This window comes from Pseudomonas sp. NPDC088885 (genome assembly GCF_044750025.1).
GTDB classification, from domain to species: domain Bacteria; phylum Pseudomonadota; class Gammaproteobacteria; order Pseudomonadales; family Pseudomonadaceae; genus Aquipseudomonas; species Aquipseudomonas rustica.
Map to the genome: position 1 here is coordinate 18,158 of NZ_JBIVJB010000046.1, position 17,960 is coordinate 36,117.

At 59.7% G+C, this 17,960-nt stretch carries 15 protein-coding genes, 1 tRNA gene and 2 pseudogenes; 8 read left to right on the forward strand and 10 right to left on the reverse strand.

Annotated elements, in window-relative coordinates; all coding sequences use genetic code 11:
* Window positions 1-79: 79 nt before the first annotated feature.
* The 5 genes and pseudogenes from ACIP1X_RS18025 to ACIP1X_RS18045 all read left to right on the forward strand — a co-directional run.
* Window positions 80-517: pseudogene (locus tag ACIP1X_RS18025) on the forward strand (methyl-accepting chemotaxis protein); the annotation flags it as partial.
* Window positions 518-696: 179 nt separating this feature from the next.
* On the forward strand, window positions 697-1,308 hold the full coding sequence (locus ACIP1X_RS18030) for a flavin reductase family protein (RefSeq protein WP_400754012.1): 612 nt from the start codon (window positions 697-699) through the stop codon (window positions 1,306-1,308).
* A gap of 92 nt (window positions 1,309-1,400) precedes the next feature.
* Window positions 1,401-1,961, forward strand: a complete 561-nt coding sequence (locus ACIP1X_RS18035) for a DUF2975 domain-containing protein (protein ID WP_400754015.1) — start codon at window positions 1,401-1,403, stop codon at window positions 1,959-1,961.
* Between the two features lie 7 nt (window positions 1,962-1,968).
* Window positions 1,969-2,190, forward strand: a complete 222-nt coding sequence (locus ACIP1X_RS18040) for a helix-turn-helix transcriptional regulator (protein ID WP_053123815.1) — start codon at window positions 1,969-1,971, stop codon at window positions 2,188-2,190.
* An 80-nt stretch (window positions 2,191-2,270) separates the two neighbouring features.
* Window positions 2,271-2,903: a LysE family translocator gene (locus ACIP1X_RS18045; protein ID WP_282358943.1), complete on the forward strand. Its 633-nt coding sequence runs from the start codon at window positions 2,271-2,273 to the stop codon at window positions 2,901-2,903.
* A 23-nt stretch (window positions 2,904-2,926) separates the two neighbouring features.
* On the opposite strand, the pseudogene ACIP1X_RS18050 reads toward ACIP1X_RS18045, so the two are convergent.
* Together ACIP1X_RS18050 and ggt are read right to left on the reverse strand one after the other, a co-directional pair.
* Window positions 2,927-3,097, reverse strand: a pseudogene (locus ACIP1X_RS18050) (type II toxin-antitoxin system HigA family antitoxin); the annotation flags it as partial.
* Between the two features lie 152 nt (window positions 3,098-3,249).
* The gene (ggt, locus tag ACIP1X_RS18055) at window positions 3,250-5,082 is read right to left on the reverse strand and encodes a gamma-glutamyltransferase (protein ID WP_400754018.1); all 1,833 of its coding nucleotides are present in this window, start codon (window positions 5,080-5,082) and stop codon (window positions 3,250-3,252) included.
* A 267-nt stretch (window positions 5,083-5,349) separates the two neighbouring features.
* On the opposite strand from ggt, the gene ACIP1X_RS18060 reads away from it, so the two are divergent.
* On the forward strand, window positions 5,350-6,450 hold the full coding sequence (locus ACIP1X_RS18060; protein ID WP_400754021.1) for a DUF2817 domain-containing protein: 1,101 nt from the start codon (window positions 5,350-5,352) through the stop codon (window positions 6,448-6,450).
* Window positions 6,451-6,548: 98 nt separating this feature from the next.
* On the opposite strand, the gene ACIP1X_RS18065 is transcribed toward ACIP1X_RS18060, so the two are convergent.
* From ACIP1X_RS18065 to ACIP1X_RS18090, 6 genes are all read right to left on the reverse strand, one after another.
* Window positions 6,549-6,625, reverse strand: a tRNA-Met gene (locus tag ACIP1X_RS18065).
* Window positions 6,626-6,711: 86 nt separating this feature from the next.
* On the reverse strand, window positions 6,712-8,166 hold the full coding sequence (locus ACIP1X_RS18070) for an amidase (RefSeq protein ID WP_400754023.1): 1,455 nt from the start codon (window positions 8,164-8,166) through the stop codon (window positions 6,712-6,714).
* A gap of 60 nt (window positions 8,167-8,226) precedes the next feature.
* The gene (locus tag ACIP1X_RS18075; RefSeq protein ID WP_053123804.1) at window positions 8,227-9,273 is read right to left on the reverse strand and encodes an extracellular solute-binding protein; all 1,047 of its coding nucleotides are present in this window, start codon (window positions 9,271-9,273) and stop codon (window positions 8,227-8,229) included.
* Between the two features lie 27 nt (window positions 9,274-9,300).
* On the reverse strand, window positions 9,301-10,107 hold the full coding sequence (locus ACIP1X_RS18080; protein ID WP_400754026.1) for an ABC transporter permease: 807 nt from the start codon (window positions 10,105-10,107) through the stop codon (window positions 9,301-9,303).
* The gene (locus ACIP1X_RS18085) at window positions 10,107-11,027 is read right to left on the reverse strand and encodes an ABC transporter permease (protein WP_282356756.1); all 921 of its coding nucleotides are present in this window, start codon (window positions 11,025-11,027) and stop codon (window positions 10,107-10,109) included. Before ACIP1X_RS18085 ends, ACIP1X_RS18080 begins: the two co-directional genes overlap by 1 nt.
* Before the next feature lie 15 nt (window positions 11,028-11,042).
* Window positions 11,043-12,161 carry an ABC transporter ATP-binding protein gene (locus ACIP1X_RS18090; protein WP_053123799.1) on the reverse strand — a complete coding sequence of 373 codons (1,119 nt, stop codon included), beginning with the start codon at window positions 12,159-12,161 and terminating at the stop codon, window positions 11,043-11,045.
* Window positions 12,162-12,389: 228 nt separating this feature from the next.
* Between ACIP1X_RS18090 and ACIP1X_RS18095 the strand changes: the two genes are divergently transcribed.
* On the forward strand, window positions 12,390-13,292 hold the full coding sequence (locus tag ACIP1X_RS18095; protein ID WP_400754028.1) for a LysR substrate-binding domain-containing protein: 903 nt from the start codon (window positions 12,390-12,392) through the stop codon (window positions 13,290-13,292).
* On the opposite strand, the gene ACIP1X_RS18100 is transcribed toward ACIP1X_RS18095, so the two are convergent.
* Window positions 13,285-15,480: a methyl-accepting chemotaxis protein gene (locus ACIP1X_RS18100; protein ID WP_400754031.1), complete on the reverse strand. Its 2,196-nt coding sequence runs from the start codon at window positions 15,478-15,480 to the stop codon at window positions 13,285-13,287. The two genes, ACIP1X_RS18095 and ACIP1X_RS18100, sit on opposite strands and share 8 nt — an antisense overlap.
* Window positions 15,481-15,775: 295 nt before the next feature.
* On the opposite strand from ACIP1X_RS18100, the gene ACIP1X_RS18105 reads away from it, so the two are divergent.
* A complete protein-coding gene (locus tag ACIP1X_RS18105; protein WP_053123775.1) occupies window positions 15,776-16,993 on the forward strand; it encodes an MFS transporter in 1,218 nt (405 codons plus the stop codon).
* A gap of 182 nt (window positions 16,994-17,175) precedes the next feature.
* On the opposite strand, the gene ychF is transcribed toward ACIP1X_RS18105, so the two are convergent.
* On the reverse strand, window positions 17,176-17,960 hold a 785-nt coding region (gene ychF, locus ACIP1X_RS18110), incomplete at its 5' end, for a redox-regulated ATPase YchF (RefSeq protein ID WP_400754033.1).

Below are 17,960 nucleotides of genomic sequence, written 5' to 3' on the forward strand. Positions count from 1 at the left end.
GGCCAACATTGCCTACAGCACTTCGCAACAAACCGACAGCACGGCGCAGCGCGGCACCACAGTGGTGACCGAGGCGGTCAATGTGATGCGCGATTTGTCGCGACACATGCAGACGGCGGGTGAGGGCATTGAAGCGCTGAACGAGCAGTCGCTGGTGATCGGCACCATCGTCAAAACCATCAGCGGGATTGCTGAACAGACCAACCTGCTGGCGCTCAACGCGGCGATCGAAGCGGCGCGTGCCGGTGAACAGGGGCGCGGTTTTGCCGTGGTGGCCGATGAAGTGCGGCAACTGGCTTCGCGCACCAGTCAGGCGACGGACGAAATTGTCGGCGTGGTGCGGCAGAACCAGGAAATGGCGCGCAACGCCGTGGCCCTGATGACTGACGGCAAGCTTCAAGCTGAACAGGGGCTGGCGCTGGCGGCAGAGGCGGGCACGGTGATTGTCGAGATTCAGGACGGTGCGCAGAAAGTGGTGAATGCGGTTGGCCAGTTCGCCAATCAACTTTCCAACTGAAGATCCACCCAATCCCTGTAGGAGCTGTCGAGTAAAACGAGGCTGCGATCTTTTGATCTTGCTGTTGAGGGCCAAGATCAAAAGATCGCAGCGTTCCGCAGCTCCTACAGGTTTTTCACCAGCAGATATTTCGGTGCTGGCGCTACAATCGGCTCCTTTTCTCCCCGGAGCAGATCCCCATGAGCGCCGACCATCGCCGCCCGGTTCCCCTCAACAAAGCCTACCGTTTGCTCAACCACGGGCCGACCGTATTGGTCAGCGCCGCGCACAACGGCCAGCGCAATATCATGGCTGCCGCCTGGGCGATGCCACTGGATTTCGAGCCGCCGAAAGTCGCCGTCGTACTCGATAAATCAACTTGGACGCGACAGTTGCTCGAAGCCTCGGGCACCTTCGTCCTCAACGTGCCGTGCGCGCAACAGGCCGATATTGTGCAAACCGTCGGTAACACTTCCGGTCTGGACATCGTTGGCAGTCAAAGCCGCGACAAATTCGAAGCCTATGGCCTGCAAACCTTCGCCGGGGAGCTTGTTAAGGCGCCGCTGCTCGACGGCTGCGTCGCCTGGCTTGAATGTCGTTTGTTGCCGGAGCCGCACAATCATCAGCAATACGATCTGTTCCTCGCCGAAGTGATTGCCGCGCACGCCGATGCGCGCGTGTTTAGCGAAGGGCGTTGGCATTTCGACGGCCACGATTCGTTGCGTACGCTGCACCACGTGGCGGGCGGGCATTTCCTCACTATTGGCGATGCGCTGGATGGCAAAGTGCTGGATGCCAATCTATCGAAATGAAACATAAATTAACGTTTTGCAGTAATTAATTATTGTTTTGCGATAATTTAATCGGCTATGGTTTGTCTCACATTCATTCTGTGAGGCTTCCCATGACTTCTGTTTCTCTCGCGCAATTCAGCCGGCGTATGGCCACGGTCACATTGCTGTTGATCATTCTGATGCTGTTGCTCAACGCTGCGGTCTGGCTATTCCCGTCGCTGGGTAGCAAGGATGGTTTGGGCTTGGGGTTCGCACTGAGCGATCGCCAGCTCTCGGACATGACCAGCGCCGCTGCCGTCTTTCCGTGGTGGCAAACGTTGGGCGCCATCGTACTGTCGAGTATTCCCCTGATCGCATTGGCCTTTGGTTTGAGGGCGCTGCGCCGTCTGTTCCAGTGCTACGCCACGGGTGAGTATTTTTCCGCAGAAGCGGCCGGTCATCTGGGTAAGGTCGGGCGCGCCGTGGCGCTTTGGGTGCTGCTGGATTTTCTATGCGAACCGATGCTCAGTCTGTGGATTACGCAAAATGCGCCGGTCGGCGAGCGAATGGTGACCTTAAGCGTCACAGCGTCCACCTTCGTCGCGTTGTTCATGGCCGGCTGCATTTCGATCATTGCGCGTATCCTGTCGCAGGCCAGCGAAGTGGATTCCGAAAACCGTACTTTTATTTGAGATCGCTATGTCTATCGTGATTCAACTGGACGTGATGCTCGCCCTGCGCAAGGTCAAATCCAAGGATCTGGCCGCCGCCATCGGCATCACCGAAGCCAATCTGTCCTTACTCAAACAGGGCAAGGTCAAAGGTTTGCGTCTGGCGACCCTGGACGCCATTTGTGAATACCTCAACTGCCAACCCGGCGACTTGCTGATCCGCGTGCCGGAGGGCGAACCGGCTGTTTAAAAGCACTGCCCAACCCATGGCAAAACGCGGCGGGATGTTGCAAGGTGTGGGCATTGTCGAATCAATCAGGCACATGCCCCATGGATATCTCTGCCGTGAGCTACCTCGCTCCACTGCTGTCGCTGGCGCTGTTGTGGACAGTCGCCGTGGTCACGCCGGGGCCGAACTTCTTCAACATCGCGCAACTGGCCGTCAGCCGTTCGCGACGCCATGGCGTTGTTGCCGCACTCGGCGTGGCCAGCGGCACGGTGTTGTGGGGACTGGCCGGCGGCTTGGGCATCCAGTCATTGTTCAGCGCCGCACCGACGCTGTATCTCAGTTTCAAGATCGCCGGGGGCTGCTACCTGATCTACCTCGGCCTCAAGCAATTCAAACGCAAGGCTGCCATCGCGCCGGGCACCGTGGACGCGTCGCAGCAAACACTGCGCGGCGCCTATGCCCGAGGCTTTCTCGGCAACATGACCAATCCAAAATCGGCACTGTTCGTCGCCACCATCTTCGCTACCGCAATGCCGGCACACATACCGCCGTTATTGCTGGCGCTGGCGGTACTGACCATGGCCACGTTGTCGTTCAGTTGGTATTGCAGCGTCGCACTCTTTTTCGCCAGCCGCCGGGTGGCGAGTGTTTACGAACGCTCGCGTAAGTGGCTGGATCGACTGGCCGGTGGTTGCTACTTGCTGTTTGGCGCACATCTGGTGGCGAGTCGTTGAGCGCATTGGGTGTATCTGTCTCAGGGCAAGTCGAGAGGAAAATGCTTCGCTTCGTAGGCTTCGATCAAGGTGATCAATACCTCGAAGTAATCCCCTTCAGGCGTACCAGGTACAGGTTCATTGTCGAAAAGTGCGGAAACGTTTTTGAGCGCCGCACGGTAGTCTTCTTCGGTGTGGATCGGACGGATGTTCATGGGGAAAACTCCATTTCAACGAACGGACTCACTCTACCTCTGCGTACAATTTTCAGGGGTAGGAAAAGGCGACGTGACATTGCCGTAGCTTCCGAGCCCGCATAAAAAAAGGCCTACCTCCCAGTAAGCCTTTTCCGTCTTTCATGTAAGCATCAATCCCCCAACGCTTCCCCTTCACGCCGTGGGTCCGCACCACCTTCCAGCGTTGCATTGCCCTGCGCATCCTTGACCCGAACAATCGCTTGGGTGCCGCTGGTCATGTCGATTTCATTCACTGCATGCCCTTTGTCCTTCAACGCCTGAATCAGCATCGGGCTGAATTGGCCTTGTTCCAGTTCGGTCGGGCCGTTGCGGCTGCCGAAGTTGGGCAGGCTGATGGCGCTTTGTGGGTCGAGATTCCAGTCGAGCAGGCCGATGGTGGTTTTTGCCACGTATTCGATGATCTGCGAACCGCCCGGTGAGCCGACGCTGGCGAGGAATTCGCCGCTGTTGCGATCGAAGATCAAGGTCGGTGCCATCGACGAGCGTGGGCGTTTGCCGGGCTCGACGCGGTTGGCGACTTTTTGGCCGTTCTCTTCAGGGATAAAGGAGAAGTCGGTCATCTGGTTGTTAAGCAGAAAACCCTGAACCATCAGGTGCGAACCGAACGCCGCTTCGATGGTGGTGGTCATCGATACGGCGCCGCCGAGGTCATCCACCGCGACCACTTGCGAGGTCGAGATGCGCAGTGGCGAACGATCCGGTGCGTAGGCCACTTGCACGCCCGGTGGTGTGCCGGGTTTGGCGGTGCCCATGCTGCGCTCGCCGATCAGGCTGGCGCGGCTGGCCAGATAACCCGGGTCGACCAGGCCTTTCACTGGCACCGGAACGAAGTCGGTATCGGCGACATATTGCGCACGATCGGCGTAGGCCAGACGTTCAGCTTCGGCGATCAGGTGCACCGCTTGTGGCGCGGGTTCGATGCCGGCGGGTTTGTCGGTTTTCACTGGTTTCAGCGGGGTGAGCGACAAGCGCGGATCGCGGGTTTCCAGCGCCTGCAAGGTGCCGAGAATCTGCGCCACGGCGATGCCGCCCGACGACGGTGGCGGCATGCCGCAGACTTGCCAGCGTTTGTAATCGGTGCACAGCGGCGCGCGTTCTTTGGCTTGATAGTGCTGAAGATCATTCAGCGACAGGCTGCCCGGGTTGGCGTGGCCCTGAACCTTGGCGACGATTTCTTCAGCGATCGGGCCTTTGTACAGCGCAACGGCGCCTTCGTTGGCGATGCGTTTGAGCACGGCGGCCAATGCTGGATTCTGCAAGCGCGTGCCGACCGCTTTGACACTGCCATCGGCATTGAGGAAATACGCGGCCATGTCCGGCGAATTGCGAATCACCGGATCAGATTCCAGCAGCGAATGCAGGCGCGGGGAAATCGCGAAACCTTGTTCGGCAAGTTTGATCGCCGGTTCGAACAGTTTGGCCCATGGCAGGCGACCGTGTTGTTTATGCGCCATTTCCAGTGCGCGCAAAACGCCAGGAGTGCCAACGGAGCGGCCGCCAATTTGCGCCTGGGGAAACGACATCGGTTTACCGTCAGGGCGCAGAAAGAGTTTCTCGGTTGCGCCGGCCGGCGCGGTTTCGCGACCGTCATAGGTGCGCACCTGTTTGCCGTCCCACAGCACGATCATCGCGCCGCCACCGATCCCGGAGGATTGCGGCTCAACCAGCGTCAGCACGGCCTGCATCGCAATCGCTGCATCAATCGCCGAACCGCCCTGACGCAACATCTCGCGACCGGCCTCGGCAGCCAGTGGATTGGCAGCGGCGGCCATGTGTTTGCTGGCGTGACGGGTTTGCAGATCGGTGCGGAAACCCGACGCGGCTTCCGGTGCCAACGGCATGACCGAGGAGGGCGGGGCGTTGCACGCGGTGAGGGTCAGGGCACTGATGATCAGCGTCAGGGCAGGCAGGCGAAAGCGGCTCAAGGGCAAGGCTGAAAACACGCGGGCTCTCCGTCCGTGGATTAAAAGTCTGAGGGACTCTATCGACCGGTCGGTCGAGACGCAAACCGATGGGCATTTTTGTCTTTCTTTTCAGGGCGGATGTTCGCTAGGGTCAACCTTAACTGATGGACCATAACGACTCCCTGTAGGAGTGAGCCTGCTCGCGATAGCGTCATCACATTCAACATCATTGCTGACTGATCCAGCGCTATCGCGAGCAGGCTCACTCCTACAGTTGAAAGGCATAAAAATCACAAGAGGCCAGGCATGCACAGCGAGTTTCCCACCGAGTCCAGTTACCGCATTCAACGCGAACAGTTTCTCGCCGCCGCCAATGCCGCCGGGGCGTCAATCACCTCCTACGCACATCCGCGCTGTGGCCCGTTTGGCGAGCCGTTGAGCACCGACGTCGCCGTGCTCGGTAACCCGCAGGCAAAAAAACGTCTGGTGGCGCTCAGCGGCACTCACGGCGTGGAAGGCTATTACGGTTCCGACTGCCAAATCGATTGGCTGAAAGCATTCGCACCCGGCTCGCTGCCCAAGGATGTCGCGGTGATCATGGTTCACCTGATCAACCCGTGGGGCACGGCGTGGCTGCGTCGAGTCAACGAAGACAACATCGACCTCAACCGCAATCATCTGGATTTCACCGAAGCGTTGCTGGATAACCGTGCTTACGCGGCATTGCACAACATCTACGCCTGCACCGACCTGAATGGCCCCGAGCGTCAACGCGCCGATGCCTTGCTCGATGCGCAGATCAACGAACACGGCTGGCCGGCGGTGATGTCGATTGTCGAGGGCGGGCAGCACAGTCATCCGGATGGATTGTTCTATGGCGGTCGCGCGCCGAGCTGGTCGAATCGCACGTTGCATCAAATCATCGAAGCGCACTTGGCCGGCGCGGACACCGTGATGTGTTTCGACCTGCACACCGGCGCTGGCGAATACGGTCATCCGATGTTGCTGACGATCACCCAAACGCCGTACCCGGCACTCTCCAAGGCGCAGTCGATTTACGGGCCATGGCTTTACACGCTGCACACCGGCGCCGACACCTTAAGCGAAACCGGCGTCGCCGCGACCGCCACCGGTTACACCTCGCAGGCATTGGTCGATGCCTTGCCAGACGTGCAATTGATGCCGTTCGTGATCGAGTGCGGCACCTATCCCGGCGCGGATGTGCATCGGTATTTACGTGACGACCATTGGCTGCATCTACACGGTGATCCGCTGGATGCGACGGGGAGGGCGATCAAACTGAATCTGCTGGAACAGTTTTACCCGGCCGATCCCGACTGGCGGGCGATGGTGGGTTTGCGTACCCGGCAAATCTGGGCGAAAGGATTGGCGGCACTGGCAGGCTGAAACGCTGGAAGAGGGGAGAAATCCCCTCACCATAAAACCGGCGCTTTTCTCGAGGCATAAAAAAACGGCCTACCTTTCGGTAAGCCGTTTTTAGTACTTGGTGGCTACACAGGGACTTGAACCCCGGACCCCAGCATTATGAATGCTATGCTCTAACCAACTGAGCTATGTAGCCAAGTGGCGCGCATTATTCCCCTGAAATGGAAAAGCGTCAAGCGTAAATTTAAAAAATTTTTCTACGCTTTCAACCGTTTATCAAAATCACTGGCTCAGCAGCGGCGAAGGGCAGCGTTGGAACCAGCGGCTGGCCTGTTCATACGCGTGCGCCAATTGCAGAACAGCGAAGTCTGCCTGGTGCTTGCCGATGATCTGCAGCCCCATCGGCAAACCCTGCGCATTGAATCCAGCCTGAACGCTCGCCACTGGGCAACCCGACAACGTGCCGGGGATCACCACTTCCATCCAGCGATGATAAGTGTCCATGTTCACGCCTTCGATCGACGTCGGCCACGGCTGGGTCTTGTCGAACGGAAAGACTTGAGCGCTCGGCAACAACAGGTAGTCGTATTTTTCGAATAACTTCGAGATCGCCCGATACCAATCACTGCGCACCGCCGATGCGGTAAACACTTCGCTGGCGGAAAGCTGCAAACCGTTTTCCACTTCCCAGATCGCTTCCGGTTTCAACAGCGCACGCTTTTGCGGATCGGCGTAAGTCGCGCCCAACGAACCGGCGACCATCCAGTGGCGCAACGTGCGCCAACTGCTCCACAAGCGCTCAGGCGCGAAACCCGGATCCGCTGCCTCGACGTGGCAGCCAATGCTTTCGAAGTCGCCGAAGGTCTTCTCGCACAGCGACAGCACGCCGTTCTCCATCGGCAGATAACCATTGAAGTCACCCAGCCAGCCCAGCCGTGTGCCTGTGAAATCACGTTCCAGCGGCGCCGCAAACGCCTCACCGGATTCGGCGATGGACAGCGGCGCTCGCGCATCAGCGCCGGCCTGCACCGACAGCAGCAACGCCGCGTCACGCACGCTGCGCGCCATCGGGCCTTCGTAACCGAGCTGATCGATAAACAGATCGGCACTGTCATCAAACGGTACGCGACCCTGCGACGGGCGGAAGCCGAAGATGTTGTTGAATGCCGCCGGATTGCGCAGTGAGCCCATCATGTCGCTGCCGTCGGCCACGGGCACCAGATGCATCGCCAGCGCCGCGCCTGCGCCACCGCTGCTGCCGCCGGCGGTTTTGCTCGGGTCATACGCGCAACCGGTGGCGCCGAACAATGGGTTGTAGCTTTGCGAGCCGAGGCCGAATTCCGGGGTGTTGGTCTTGCCGATGATGATCGCGCCGGCGTTCTTGATCCGCTCGACCATGATGCCGTCACGCTCGGGCACAAAATCCTTGTACAGCGGCGAACCCATGGTGGTGCGAATGCCACGGGTCAGCGACAGATCCTTGATCGCGTGCGGCAGGCCGTGCATCCAGCCATGGTATTCGCCGCGCAGCAGTTCAGCGTCGCGCTGACCGGCCTGAGCCAGTAGATCTTCAGGCGCTTGCAGGCTGATCAACGCATTGACCTTGGGGTTGAAGCGTTCGATGTGTGCAAGGTACGTCTGCATCACTTCGCGGCAGGAAACCTGGCGCAGGCGAATGCGCTCGGCGAGCTCATGGGCCTGCAACAGGACCAGTTCGCTGATGTTATTAGAATTCATTGCAAGCAGCCTTCAAGACGACTGGAAAAACGCCCCGGCCTCGCGCCGGGGCGGCAGGGATCAACGCATCAGGTTGGTCCAGAGACGGTCGGCCAGACGGATCGAGCCTTCGCCGCAGGTCTTGCTGAACACCACTTTGGTGCCTTGCGGAATGTGCAGCTCCGGTGCGTCCTTGAGCGAGGCATCGAGGAACGGTTCGACGCCTTTGATCGGGCTCTGATGCTTGAGGAAGTTCTGCGTCATCGCCGCATTTTCAGGCTGGCTGAGGAACGCAATGAACGCCTTGGCATTCGCTGGATTCTTGCTGCCGGTCGGAATGACCATGTTGTCGACCCACGCCAGCACGCCTTCTTTCGGGTACAGATATTTCAGCGTCGGTTTCATTTCGCGGGCGCGCATCGACGAGCCGCCCCAGAACATCGACATGTCGATTTCACCCGAAGCGAGGTTTTCGCGGATCGAACCGGCCTTCGAGCTGTAGGTTTTCACGTACGGCTTCTGCGCCTTGAGCAACGTCAGAATCTGCTGCATCTGCTTCGGATCTTCGGTGCACAACGGGATGTCGAGGTAGAGGCTGGCCATGTCTACCGCATCGCTGACCGCGTCGAACATGTTGATCCGGCCTTGCAGTTCGGCCGGCGGCTCATACAAGACTTTGTAGCTGTCGGCCGGGCCGCTGTAGCGCGCGGTGTCGAGCACCACGCTGGTGGTGCCCCAAATGAACGGCACCGAATACGCGCCCTCGGGATCCCAGCTTGGTTTTTTCAGATTGTCGGCAACGTTGGCGTAATACGCTTCTTTGACAGGGTCGAAGCGTTCCAGGAGTTTTTCCTGAATCAGGATCGGCACGAATTGATGCGACGGAATCGCCACGTCATAACCGGCGCCGCCCTGTTTCAGTTTCGCCAGCAGCGTCTCGTTTGAGTCATAGGAATCGACGGTGACTTCGATGCCGGTCTGCTTCTGGAACTTGGCGAGAATCTCCGGCGAAAAGTAGCCGCTCCAGCTCACCACGTTGAGTTTCTCGGCGGCCTGAACACTGACGGCCATGGTCAGCGGCACAGTCAGGAACAACGAAGTGCCGACGCTTTTTATCCACTTGCTCATGTCATTTCCCCACAGTAGGTAGAAGGTTCAGGCGTTCTTTTTGCCCAACAGGTAAGAGAGGCTGACGAACAGCACCGAGACGCCCAGGATCAGCGTCGACACGGCGTTGACGTCGGGTGTCACACCCATGCGCAGCAGGCCGAAGATGAAGATCGGCAGGGTGGTGGTGCCGGCCTGCGAGACCATCATCGAGATCACGAAGTTATCCAGCGAGACGATGAAGGCCAGCATCAATCCGGAGAAAATCCCCGGCATCAGCAGCGGCAGCGTGACCTTGCGAAAGGTGCGCCACGGGCCGGCGTAGAGATCGGCCGAGGCTTGCTCCAGCGACAGATCCATATCGTTCAGACGTGCACGAATCGGCAGGTAGGCGAAAGGAATGCAGAACACCGTGTGCGCGATGATCAGGTTGCCGTAACCCAGCGACAGGCCGATGGTCGAGAACAGCGCCAGCGTTGCCACGCCGACGACGATTTCTGGCAACACCAGCGGCAACATGATCGCGCCCATCGACAGTTGCAGGCCTTTGAAACTGGCCCCGCGCGAGGTACCGAGCGCGGCGAGGGTGGCAATCGCCGTGGCAATAACGCTGGCGCACACCGCGATCAACAGGCTGTTGCTGGCGGCCTGGCGCAAGGCCTGATTGGCGAACGCGGCGCGGTACCAGTCGAGGCTGAAACCGGTCCACACCGTCGCCGACTGATTGGCATTGAACGAGAACACCACCAGCACCACGATCGGCGCATAGAGGTACAGATAGAACAGAAAACTGAAACCGCCGAACCCTGGAAAGTCCTGCACGCCCAGCCCTTTGCGTTTGAATAAAGCGAGCATCACGCACCTCCTTTGGCGATGCGCTGACGCTCGGCGCGCAAGGCATACACAGTCAGCACCAACATCACTGCGGCCATCAGCACCAGCGACAGCGCCGCGCCGAATGGCCAGTTACGCGAGTCACTGAACTGGCGGAAGATCAGGTTGCCAAGCATCATTCGCGTGCCGCCGCCGAGCAGTTCCGGGGCAATCATCGCGCCCAGGCACGGTACGAAGGTGAGGATGGCGCCGGCGAGAATCCCCGGTTTGGCGATCGGCAACACCACTTTGCGCAAGGTGCGCACGCGGCCGGCGTAGAGATCCTGCGCAGCTTCGAGCAGGCGGGTGTCCATTTTTTCCAGCGTCGCGTAGATCGGCAAAACCACGAATGGCGCGTAGGTGTAAACCAGCCCCAGCAGCACCGCGCCGTCGGTGTACAACAACTGCAACGGTTCATGGATCACGCCCATGCCCATCAGGCTGTTGTTGATTACGCCGGTGTTACGCAGCAGCAAAATCCACGCGTAGGTGCGGATCAGCAGGTTGGCCCAGAACGGCACGGTGATCAGAAAAATCAGCAAGCCGCGCCGGTGCGCCGGTTGCATCGCCAGCCACACGGCGACCGGAAAACCGATCAGCAGGGTGATGATCGTGGTCAGCCCGGCGATGCCAATCGAGCGCAGGGCGATGAGCAGATAGGAGTCGGTAAACGCCAGGCTGTCATCCATTTGCCGCTCGAACAGCAACGAGGTGTACGCCTCACTGCTGAAGACTTTATTGACCCCGCCGTAGGGGTTGGCTTCCATCAGCGAATAGCCGATGACAATCAGGATCGGCACCACCAGAAACAGGCAGATGGCGGTCAGCGCCGGGCTGACACCGAGAAAACTCTGGAAGGCCTTGCGACGTTCCAGGGTGTTGGCAATCGGTAAGGCGTGCATGGCAATTTCTCCGGCTCAATCGTGCAGGACGCTGGCGCTACCACGGTCAAACAGCAGACCGGCCTGGGAGCCGACGGCGAAACGCAGGCTCTGGTCGACGCAATTGGGCGTGCGCACGGTGAGACGCGAACCGTCGCTGAGGCTGACCTGATATTGCAGGTCGGTGCCAAGGTAGATCTGCGCGTCGATCCGGCACGGCAAGGCAGCCTCGGTAGCGGCGGGCACCAGGTGCAGGCGCTCGGGGCGAACCGACAGCGATACGCTGGCGCCGACCTGCACGTCATCGCACGCTTGCGCCGGCAGCGGATGACCGGCCGGCCCGGCGAACCACGCCTGACCGTCTTCCACACGAGTCACGGTGCCTTCGATGAAATTGGTTTCGCCGATGAAGTCAGCGACGAAGCGATTGCGCGGACGTTCGTAAATCTCTTCCGGCCGCCCGACCTGCTGCACTTCGCCTTCAGAGAGCACGGCGATGCGGTCGGACATGGTCAGTGCTTCTTCCTGGTCGTGGGTGACGAAGATGAAGGTGATGCCGGTTTTCGCCTGAATGGTTTTCAGCTCTTCGCGCATGGCCTGACGCAGCTTGAGATCGAGTGCCGACAGCGGCTCATCAAGCAGCAACACTTTTGGATGCGGCGCCAAAGCGCGGGCGAGGGCGACACGTTGTTGCTGGCCGCCGGACAGTTGCGCCGGTTTGCGATTGGCGAAGCGCTCCATCTGCACCAGCGCGAGCATCTCGCGGACACGTTCGCTGATTTGCGCCTTGGTGAGGACTTTGCCCATCGGGTGAGATTCGAGGCCGAAGGCCAGGTTTTCAGCGATGGTCATGTGTGGGAACAGCGCGTAATGCTGAAACACCGTGTTGACCGGCCGCTCGAAGGGCGGGCGATCGGCGATGTTTTCGCCGTAGAGAAGAATCTCGCCTTCGGTGGGAAATTCGAAACCGGCGATCATCCGCAGCAGCGTGGTTTTGCCGCAGCCGGACGGGCCGAGAAGGGTGAAGAATTCGTTGTCGCGGATATCCAGATCAATGCTTTTCAGCGCCACTGGACCGGTGTGCGGATCACCGTAAACCTTGCGCACTGAGCGGATCGAGACCGCCAGTGTTTGCAGCGAATGCAGGGCATTCATGCGTTACCTCCGATTCCCCCATCGCCTGCGACTTGCTCTCAAAAAGCATTGCCGTCGGGCCATGGATATTATTTTTTTGGGCAGGATCGAGATTGCGTTCGGGTGTAATAACCAGCTGTTTTTTTGTTCTGCTGTGGCTCGATTATCAGCCAGGGGTTGCGCGGGGCGACACTTCAATTTAAACATGGCAGCTGTTAGTTAATTTAATAGCCAAAGGTGCCAGGAATCATGCCCGACCACCGATTGCCGCCGCTGAATGCGGTGCGTGCGTTTGATGCCGCCGCCCGTTTGGGCAGCTACGTCGAAGCCTCGAAAGCGCTGCACGTGACCCAGCCTGCGATAGGCCGGCACGTGAAATTGCTCGAAGACTGGTTGGGCATTCAATTGTTTGAACGCACCTCGCGCGGGGTCAACCTGACCCCGGCGGGCGAGAAATACCACCGCAAGATCAGCGCCGCGTTGCAGTTGATCATCGAGGCCGGCAAAGAAGCGCAGCCCAAAGACGCCGAACGCTGGCTGCGGATCATGGTGGTGCCGGGGTTCGCCAAGCGCTGGTTGATGCCACGGATCGAAGCGATGCGGCACCTGCGGCCGGGGCTGAAATTTGCCATCGAGCCTAACTCGACCTTCACCGAAGTGGACGGCAAAAGTGCCGATCTGGGCATCGTCTACGGCCTCGATGGGGAGTACGCCGATTCGCGGGAAGCGCTGATTTGCCCTCGGGTTTTTCCGATTTGCACGCCGGACTATCTGGCGAGCATCGATCCTATCGACAGCCCGAGAGATCTGATCAAGCACGAGCTGATTCACGTCGATGACGGCGAGTGGTGGAACCTGTGGTTCGCCGCCCATGACCTCGATATCCACCTGAAATCCGACCTGCTGTACGTCAACAACGATCACGCCTTGTCAGTGGCCGAAAGCGGGCAGGGCATTGCGCTGGCCAACGAAGTGCTGGTGCGCCATGAACTGGCCAGCGGCAAACTGGTGCGCGCGATTGATGATGAGGTGAAGCTGGAAAGTTACCGGGTGCTGACGCCGTCCGCCGAACTCTCAGCGGACGCCGTGTGGTTTATCCAGTGGCTGAAAACCGAGCTGGAAAAGGATTTCCCGCAAGCGGTGATCAGTTGAGGCGAAAGCGCGCCGTGTTCTCGCTCAGTGCCTGGCTGCCGAGGCGCAGGGTGTCTGCCGCCAGATTTACCGCTCGCGCGCCTTCGAGCAAACGCACTGCCGCTTGATCGACCTGCTGGATATTGCCGCTGACTTCGTCGGCGGTGCACGCCTGTTCCTCCACCGCCGTGGCGATTTGCGCGAGGGTGTCGGTGACGCTTTGCACGGCACTGGCGATTTCGCCCAACCGTTCGCCAAGCCCGGTGACTGACTCGGCATCGGTTTGCGCCTGGCCGCAGGCAGCTTCCATCAAACTCACGGCTTCGTTGACCGTTGCGCGCAGGCTGTCGACCGTTCCGGCGATCTGCGCGGTGGATGATTGCGTGCGTTGTGACAGGCTGCGCACCTCGTCCGCCACGACGGCAAAACCGCGCCCCTGTTCACCGGCCCGCGCGGCTTCAATCGCCGCATTGAGCGCCAACAGGTTGGTCTGTTCGGCCACTCCGCGAATGGTGTCGACCACCAATTGAATCTGCTGGCCTTGCTCGCTGACCCGACCCAGCGCCGCTGCGGTGTCGTTCAAGCGCTGATTGAGCTGTTGAATACTCGCGGTGGTGCGCTGACTGTCGCGGCTGCTGTCGGCAGCGATGCGTTGGGTGTGCTGAGCGCTGCCGGAAGCCTGTTCGCAACTCTGCGCCACGCCTTGCGAGGTCGCGGCCAATTGCGTGGCCGCAGCGGCGATCTGGCTGATCTGCAACTGCTGCGCTTCGACTTCGCCGAGGGCACCGCTGGAGTGATCGTTGAGGCTGCGCACCGCGTCGCTCAATTGCGAAGTCTCGTGATCGACTCCGAGCATACTGCTGCGCAGTTGCACCACCGCGACGTTGAGCGCGGTGCTGATCGCCGCCAGTTCATCGCGACCCTCCACCGGCACTTGCAGGCTGAGGTTGCCATCGCGCAGGGCTTCCGCGAGCAAGGTAATGCCGCTGGCGCTGCGACGAATCGAAGCTTGCAGGCAGATGAACAGGTACAGCGCCGCGAGCAGCAGGCACCCGAACACGGCGGCGACGATGATGAACTGACGGATCGCTGAACCGTGGTAGGCATCGAGTCGTTGATCCAGCGAGACCAACGATTGCTGGCGCAGGGCGGCGAGATCCGTCAACAGCGCATCGAGGCTGCGTTCGAAGTCTTCCGGTTTGAGATTGATGCTGCCGCCAAACACGCCGTCGTCCAGCACCTTCAGGCCGCTGTCGAGGTGTTTGAGGCTCTCGTGGTATTGGCTGGCCCAGCTCTGCTGATCTTTTGGCAGGCGTGCTTCCAGCAGCGTGGCGGTTTTCACCAGTTGCTCGCGAGCATCACCGATACGGCTGCGCAGATCGCGCAACTGCAAACGGCTTTGCAGGGTGAACTGGCCCGAAACTACTGAGGCCTGGCCGACGGCAGCGAGGCGACCGACGCGTTCAATCAAGTCCGGCGCGTGTTGCGTGGAGATTTGCGTCAGCAGATAGGTTTCCAGCCACGGCGCGAGGGTCAGGCGATTGTCCATGACGATCTGCTCGCGCAACGCTTGCAGGGCGCTCAGGGCGTTGGTGAAACGGTCATAACCGTCCGGCCACCAACCGACGCCGCTGAGGCTTTTCGAATCCAGTCCATTGAGTGCGGTTTGCAGCGTTTGGTAGCGGCTGAGTGTTTCACCTTCCGCGCCTTCGTTTTGCAGGGCATTGCCCAAATCCGTGGTGGCTTGCACAACCGCCGGTTGCACCGCGTCGAACGCGCCCATGGCGGCGAGGGTGGCCGGTGTCGGCTGGCGATTGGTTTCGGTGGCGCGCCAACGGGCGGCGCGGTCGCGTTGCGCGGCGAGCAGGTTGTCCAGCGCATCCAGCGCGAGCAACTGGCGCACGCCGGCACGTTCGCCGGCAATCAGATTGAGCTTGTCGCGATAGTCCTGGCCGATCATCAACAGGCTGCCGGCCAACGGCAAAATGAACAGCAGAAACAACAACTGGAATTTACCCGCGAAGCCAAACCGCCCCAGCAATTTGATCCCCGGTGAAAGGAAAGCCTGCATGCCCCATGACTCCTCTGGACACCACGCACCATCGGCGTGCATCGCGGTCGTTCGACGTTGATGTTGTGCCCTGCTAAAAGGCCTCGAAAGTTCACTCTCACCCGCTCTGTAGGCAGGTTCTGTAGCGAAACTTCCCATTGTCGATCACCTTTGTAAGGCGACCGCGTTCAGGGTCAGTAGCAAGGCAAGATTCAGACCATGGCGTTGCGCTATCACCTAAATCCCGTCCCCTGTATGAGCTGCCGAAGGCTGCGATCTTTTGATGTTGTTTTTTAAAAGAGCAAAAGATCGCAGCCTTCGGCAGCTCCTACACGATTGGGTGATTCAGGTCAGGGTGGTTAGTTAGCTGGCTAAGGGGATGGCGCTGACGCACTGAAAAATGGCACATTGACGCACCTGCCTGCGTGCACCCATCTGCTGTCCGGAAACTTCCATGGCTATCAGCAACGTTCAGACCGCCGCTGCCTCGGCGCCCGCTGCTCCCCAAAGCAGTCCATTGGTGATGCGAATTATCGGCGCGGTGGCGCTGGCGCATTTGATCAACGACCTGATTCAGTCGGTCTTGCCGTCGATCTACCCGATGCTCAAGGCCAATTACGGCCTGACCTTTACTCAGGTCGGCCTGATCACGCTGACCTTCCAACTGACCGCGTCGCTGCTGCAGCCGTGGGTCGGTTACCACACCGATCGGCATCCGAAACCGTGGCTGTTGCCGGCCGGTTCAATTTGCACATTGATCGGCATCGTGATGATGTCGATGGTCGGCAGTTTTCCGTTGATTCTGCTGGCGGCGGCGCTGATCGGTATCGGTTCTTCGACGTTCCATCCCGAGGCCTCGCGGATAGCGCGGCTAGCGTCGGGCGGACGTTTTGGTCTGGCGCAATCGACCTTCCAGGTCGGTGGTAACGCCGGTTCCGCGTTCGGCCCATTGCTGGCGGCGGCGATCATCATTCCGTTCGGTCAGGCCAACGTGGCGTGGTTCGGTTTGTTCGCGGTGTTTGCGCTGTTCGTGCTGTACCGCATCAGCCGCTGGTACGCGCACCACTTGAACCTGTTCAAACTCAAGGCCGGTCAGGCAGCGACTCACGGTTTGTCGAAGGGCAGGGTGACCAGTGCGCTGGTGGTACTGGGCCTGTTGGTGTTCTCCAAGTATTTCTACATGGCCAGCCTCACCAGCTACTTCACCTTCTACTTGATCGAGAAGTTTGACCTGTCGGTGGCGAGCTCGCAGTTGCACCTGTTCCTGTTTCTCGGTGCGGTAGCGGCGGGCACCTTCTTCGGCGGGCCGATTGGCGACAAGATCGGCCGTAAGGCGGTGATCTGGTTCTCGATCCTCGGCGTGGCACCGTTCACGCTGCTGATGCCCCACGTTGATCTGTTCTGGACGACTGTCCTGAGCGTGGTGATCGGCTTCATTCTGGCCTCGGCGTTCTCGGCGATTGTGGTGTACGCGCAGGAACTGGTGCCGGGCAACGTCGGGATGATTGCCGGGGTGTTCTTCGGTTTGATGTTTGGTTTCGGCGGGATCGGCGCGGCGCTGCTCGGGCATCTGGCGGATATTCACGGGATTGAGTACGTGTATTACCTGTGCTCGTTCTTGCCGCTGTTTGGTGTGTTGGCGATCTTCTTGCCGCGCACCAAAAAGGCCTGATCCCACACAAATCCAACTGTGGGAGCGGGCTTGCTCGCGAATGCGGTGTGTCATCCGCTGAGAGGTGACTGATACTCCCTCTTCGCGAGCAGGCTCGCTCCCACAGGGGGAACAGGTTCGGCAGTAAATTTCAGGCACAAAAAAGCCGCGTATCAAACGCGGCTTTTTCTTGGGTGTAACGCTTACACGTTAAAGCGGAAGTGCATCACGTCGCCGTCTTTGACGATGTAATCCTTGCCTTCCAGACGCCATTTACCGGCTTCTTTGGTACCGGCTTCGCCCTTGTACTGGATGAAGTCGTTGTAGGCGATCACTTCGGCGCGGATGAAGCCTTTCTCGAAGTCGGTGTGGATCACGCCGGCAGCCTGAGGTGCTGTGGCACCGACTTTGACGGTCCAGGCGCGGACTTCTTCAACACCGGCGGTGAAGTAGGTCTGCAGGTGCAGCATTTCGTAGCCGGCGCGGATCACGCGGTTCAGGCCAGGCTCTTCCAGGCCCAGGGCCTCGAGAAACATGTCCTTCTCTTCGCCGTCATCGAGCTCAGCGATTTCCGCTTCGATCTTGTTGCAGACCGGAACAACCATGGCGCCTTCTTCTTCGGCGATGGCGCGAACCACGTCGAGGTGCGGGTTGTTCTCGAAACCGTCTTCAGCGACGTTGGCGATGTACATGACCGGTTTGGTGGTCAGCAGGTGGAAGCCCTTGATCACTGCCTTTTCGTCAGCGTTCATGTTCTTCATCAGGCTGCGCGCAGGCTTGGCTTCGGTGAAGTGCGCGATCAGTTGCTCAAGCAGGCCTTTCTGAACCACGGCGTCCTTGTCACCACCCTTGGCGTTACGCGCGACTTTCTGCAGTTGCTTCTCGCAGCTGTCGAGGTCGGCGAAGATCAGTTCCAGGTCGATGATTTCGATGTCGCGCTTCGGGTCGACGCTGTTGGAAACGTGGATCACGTTCTCGTCTTCGAAGC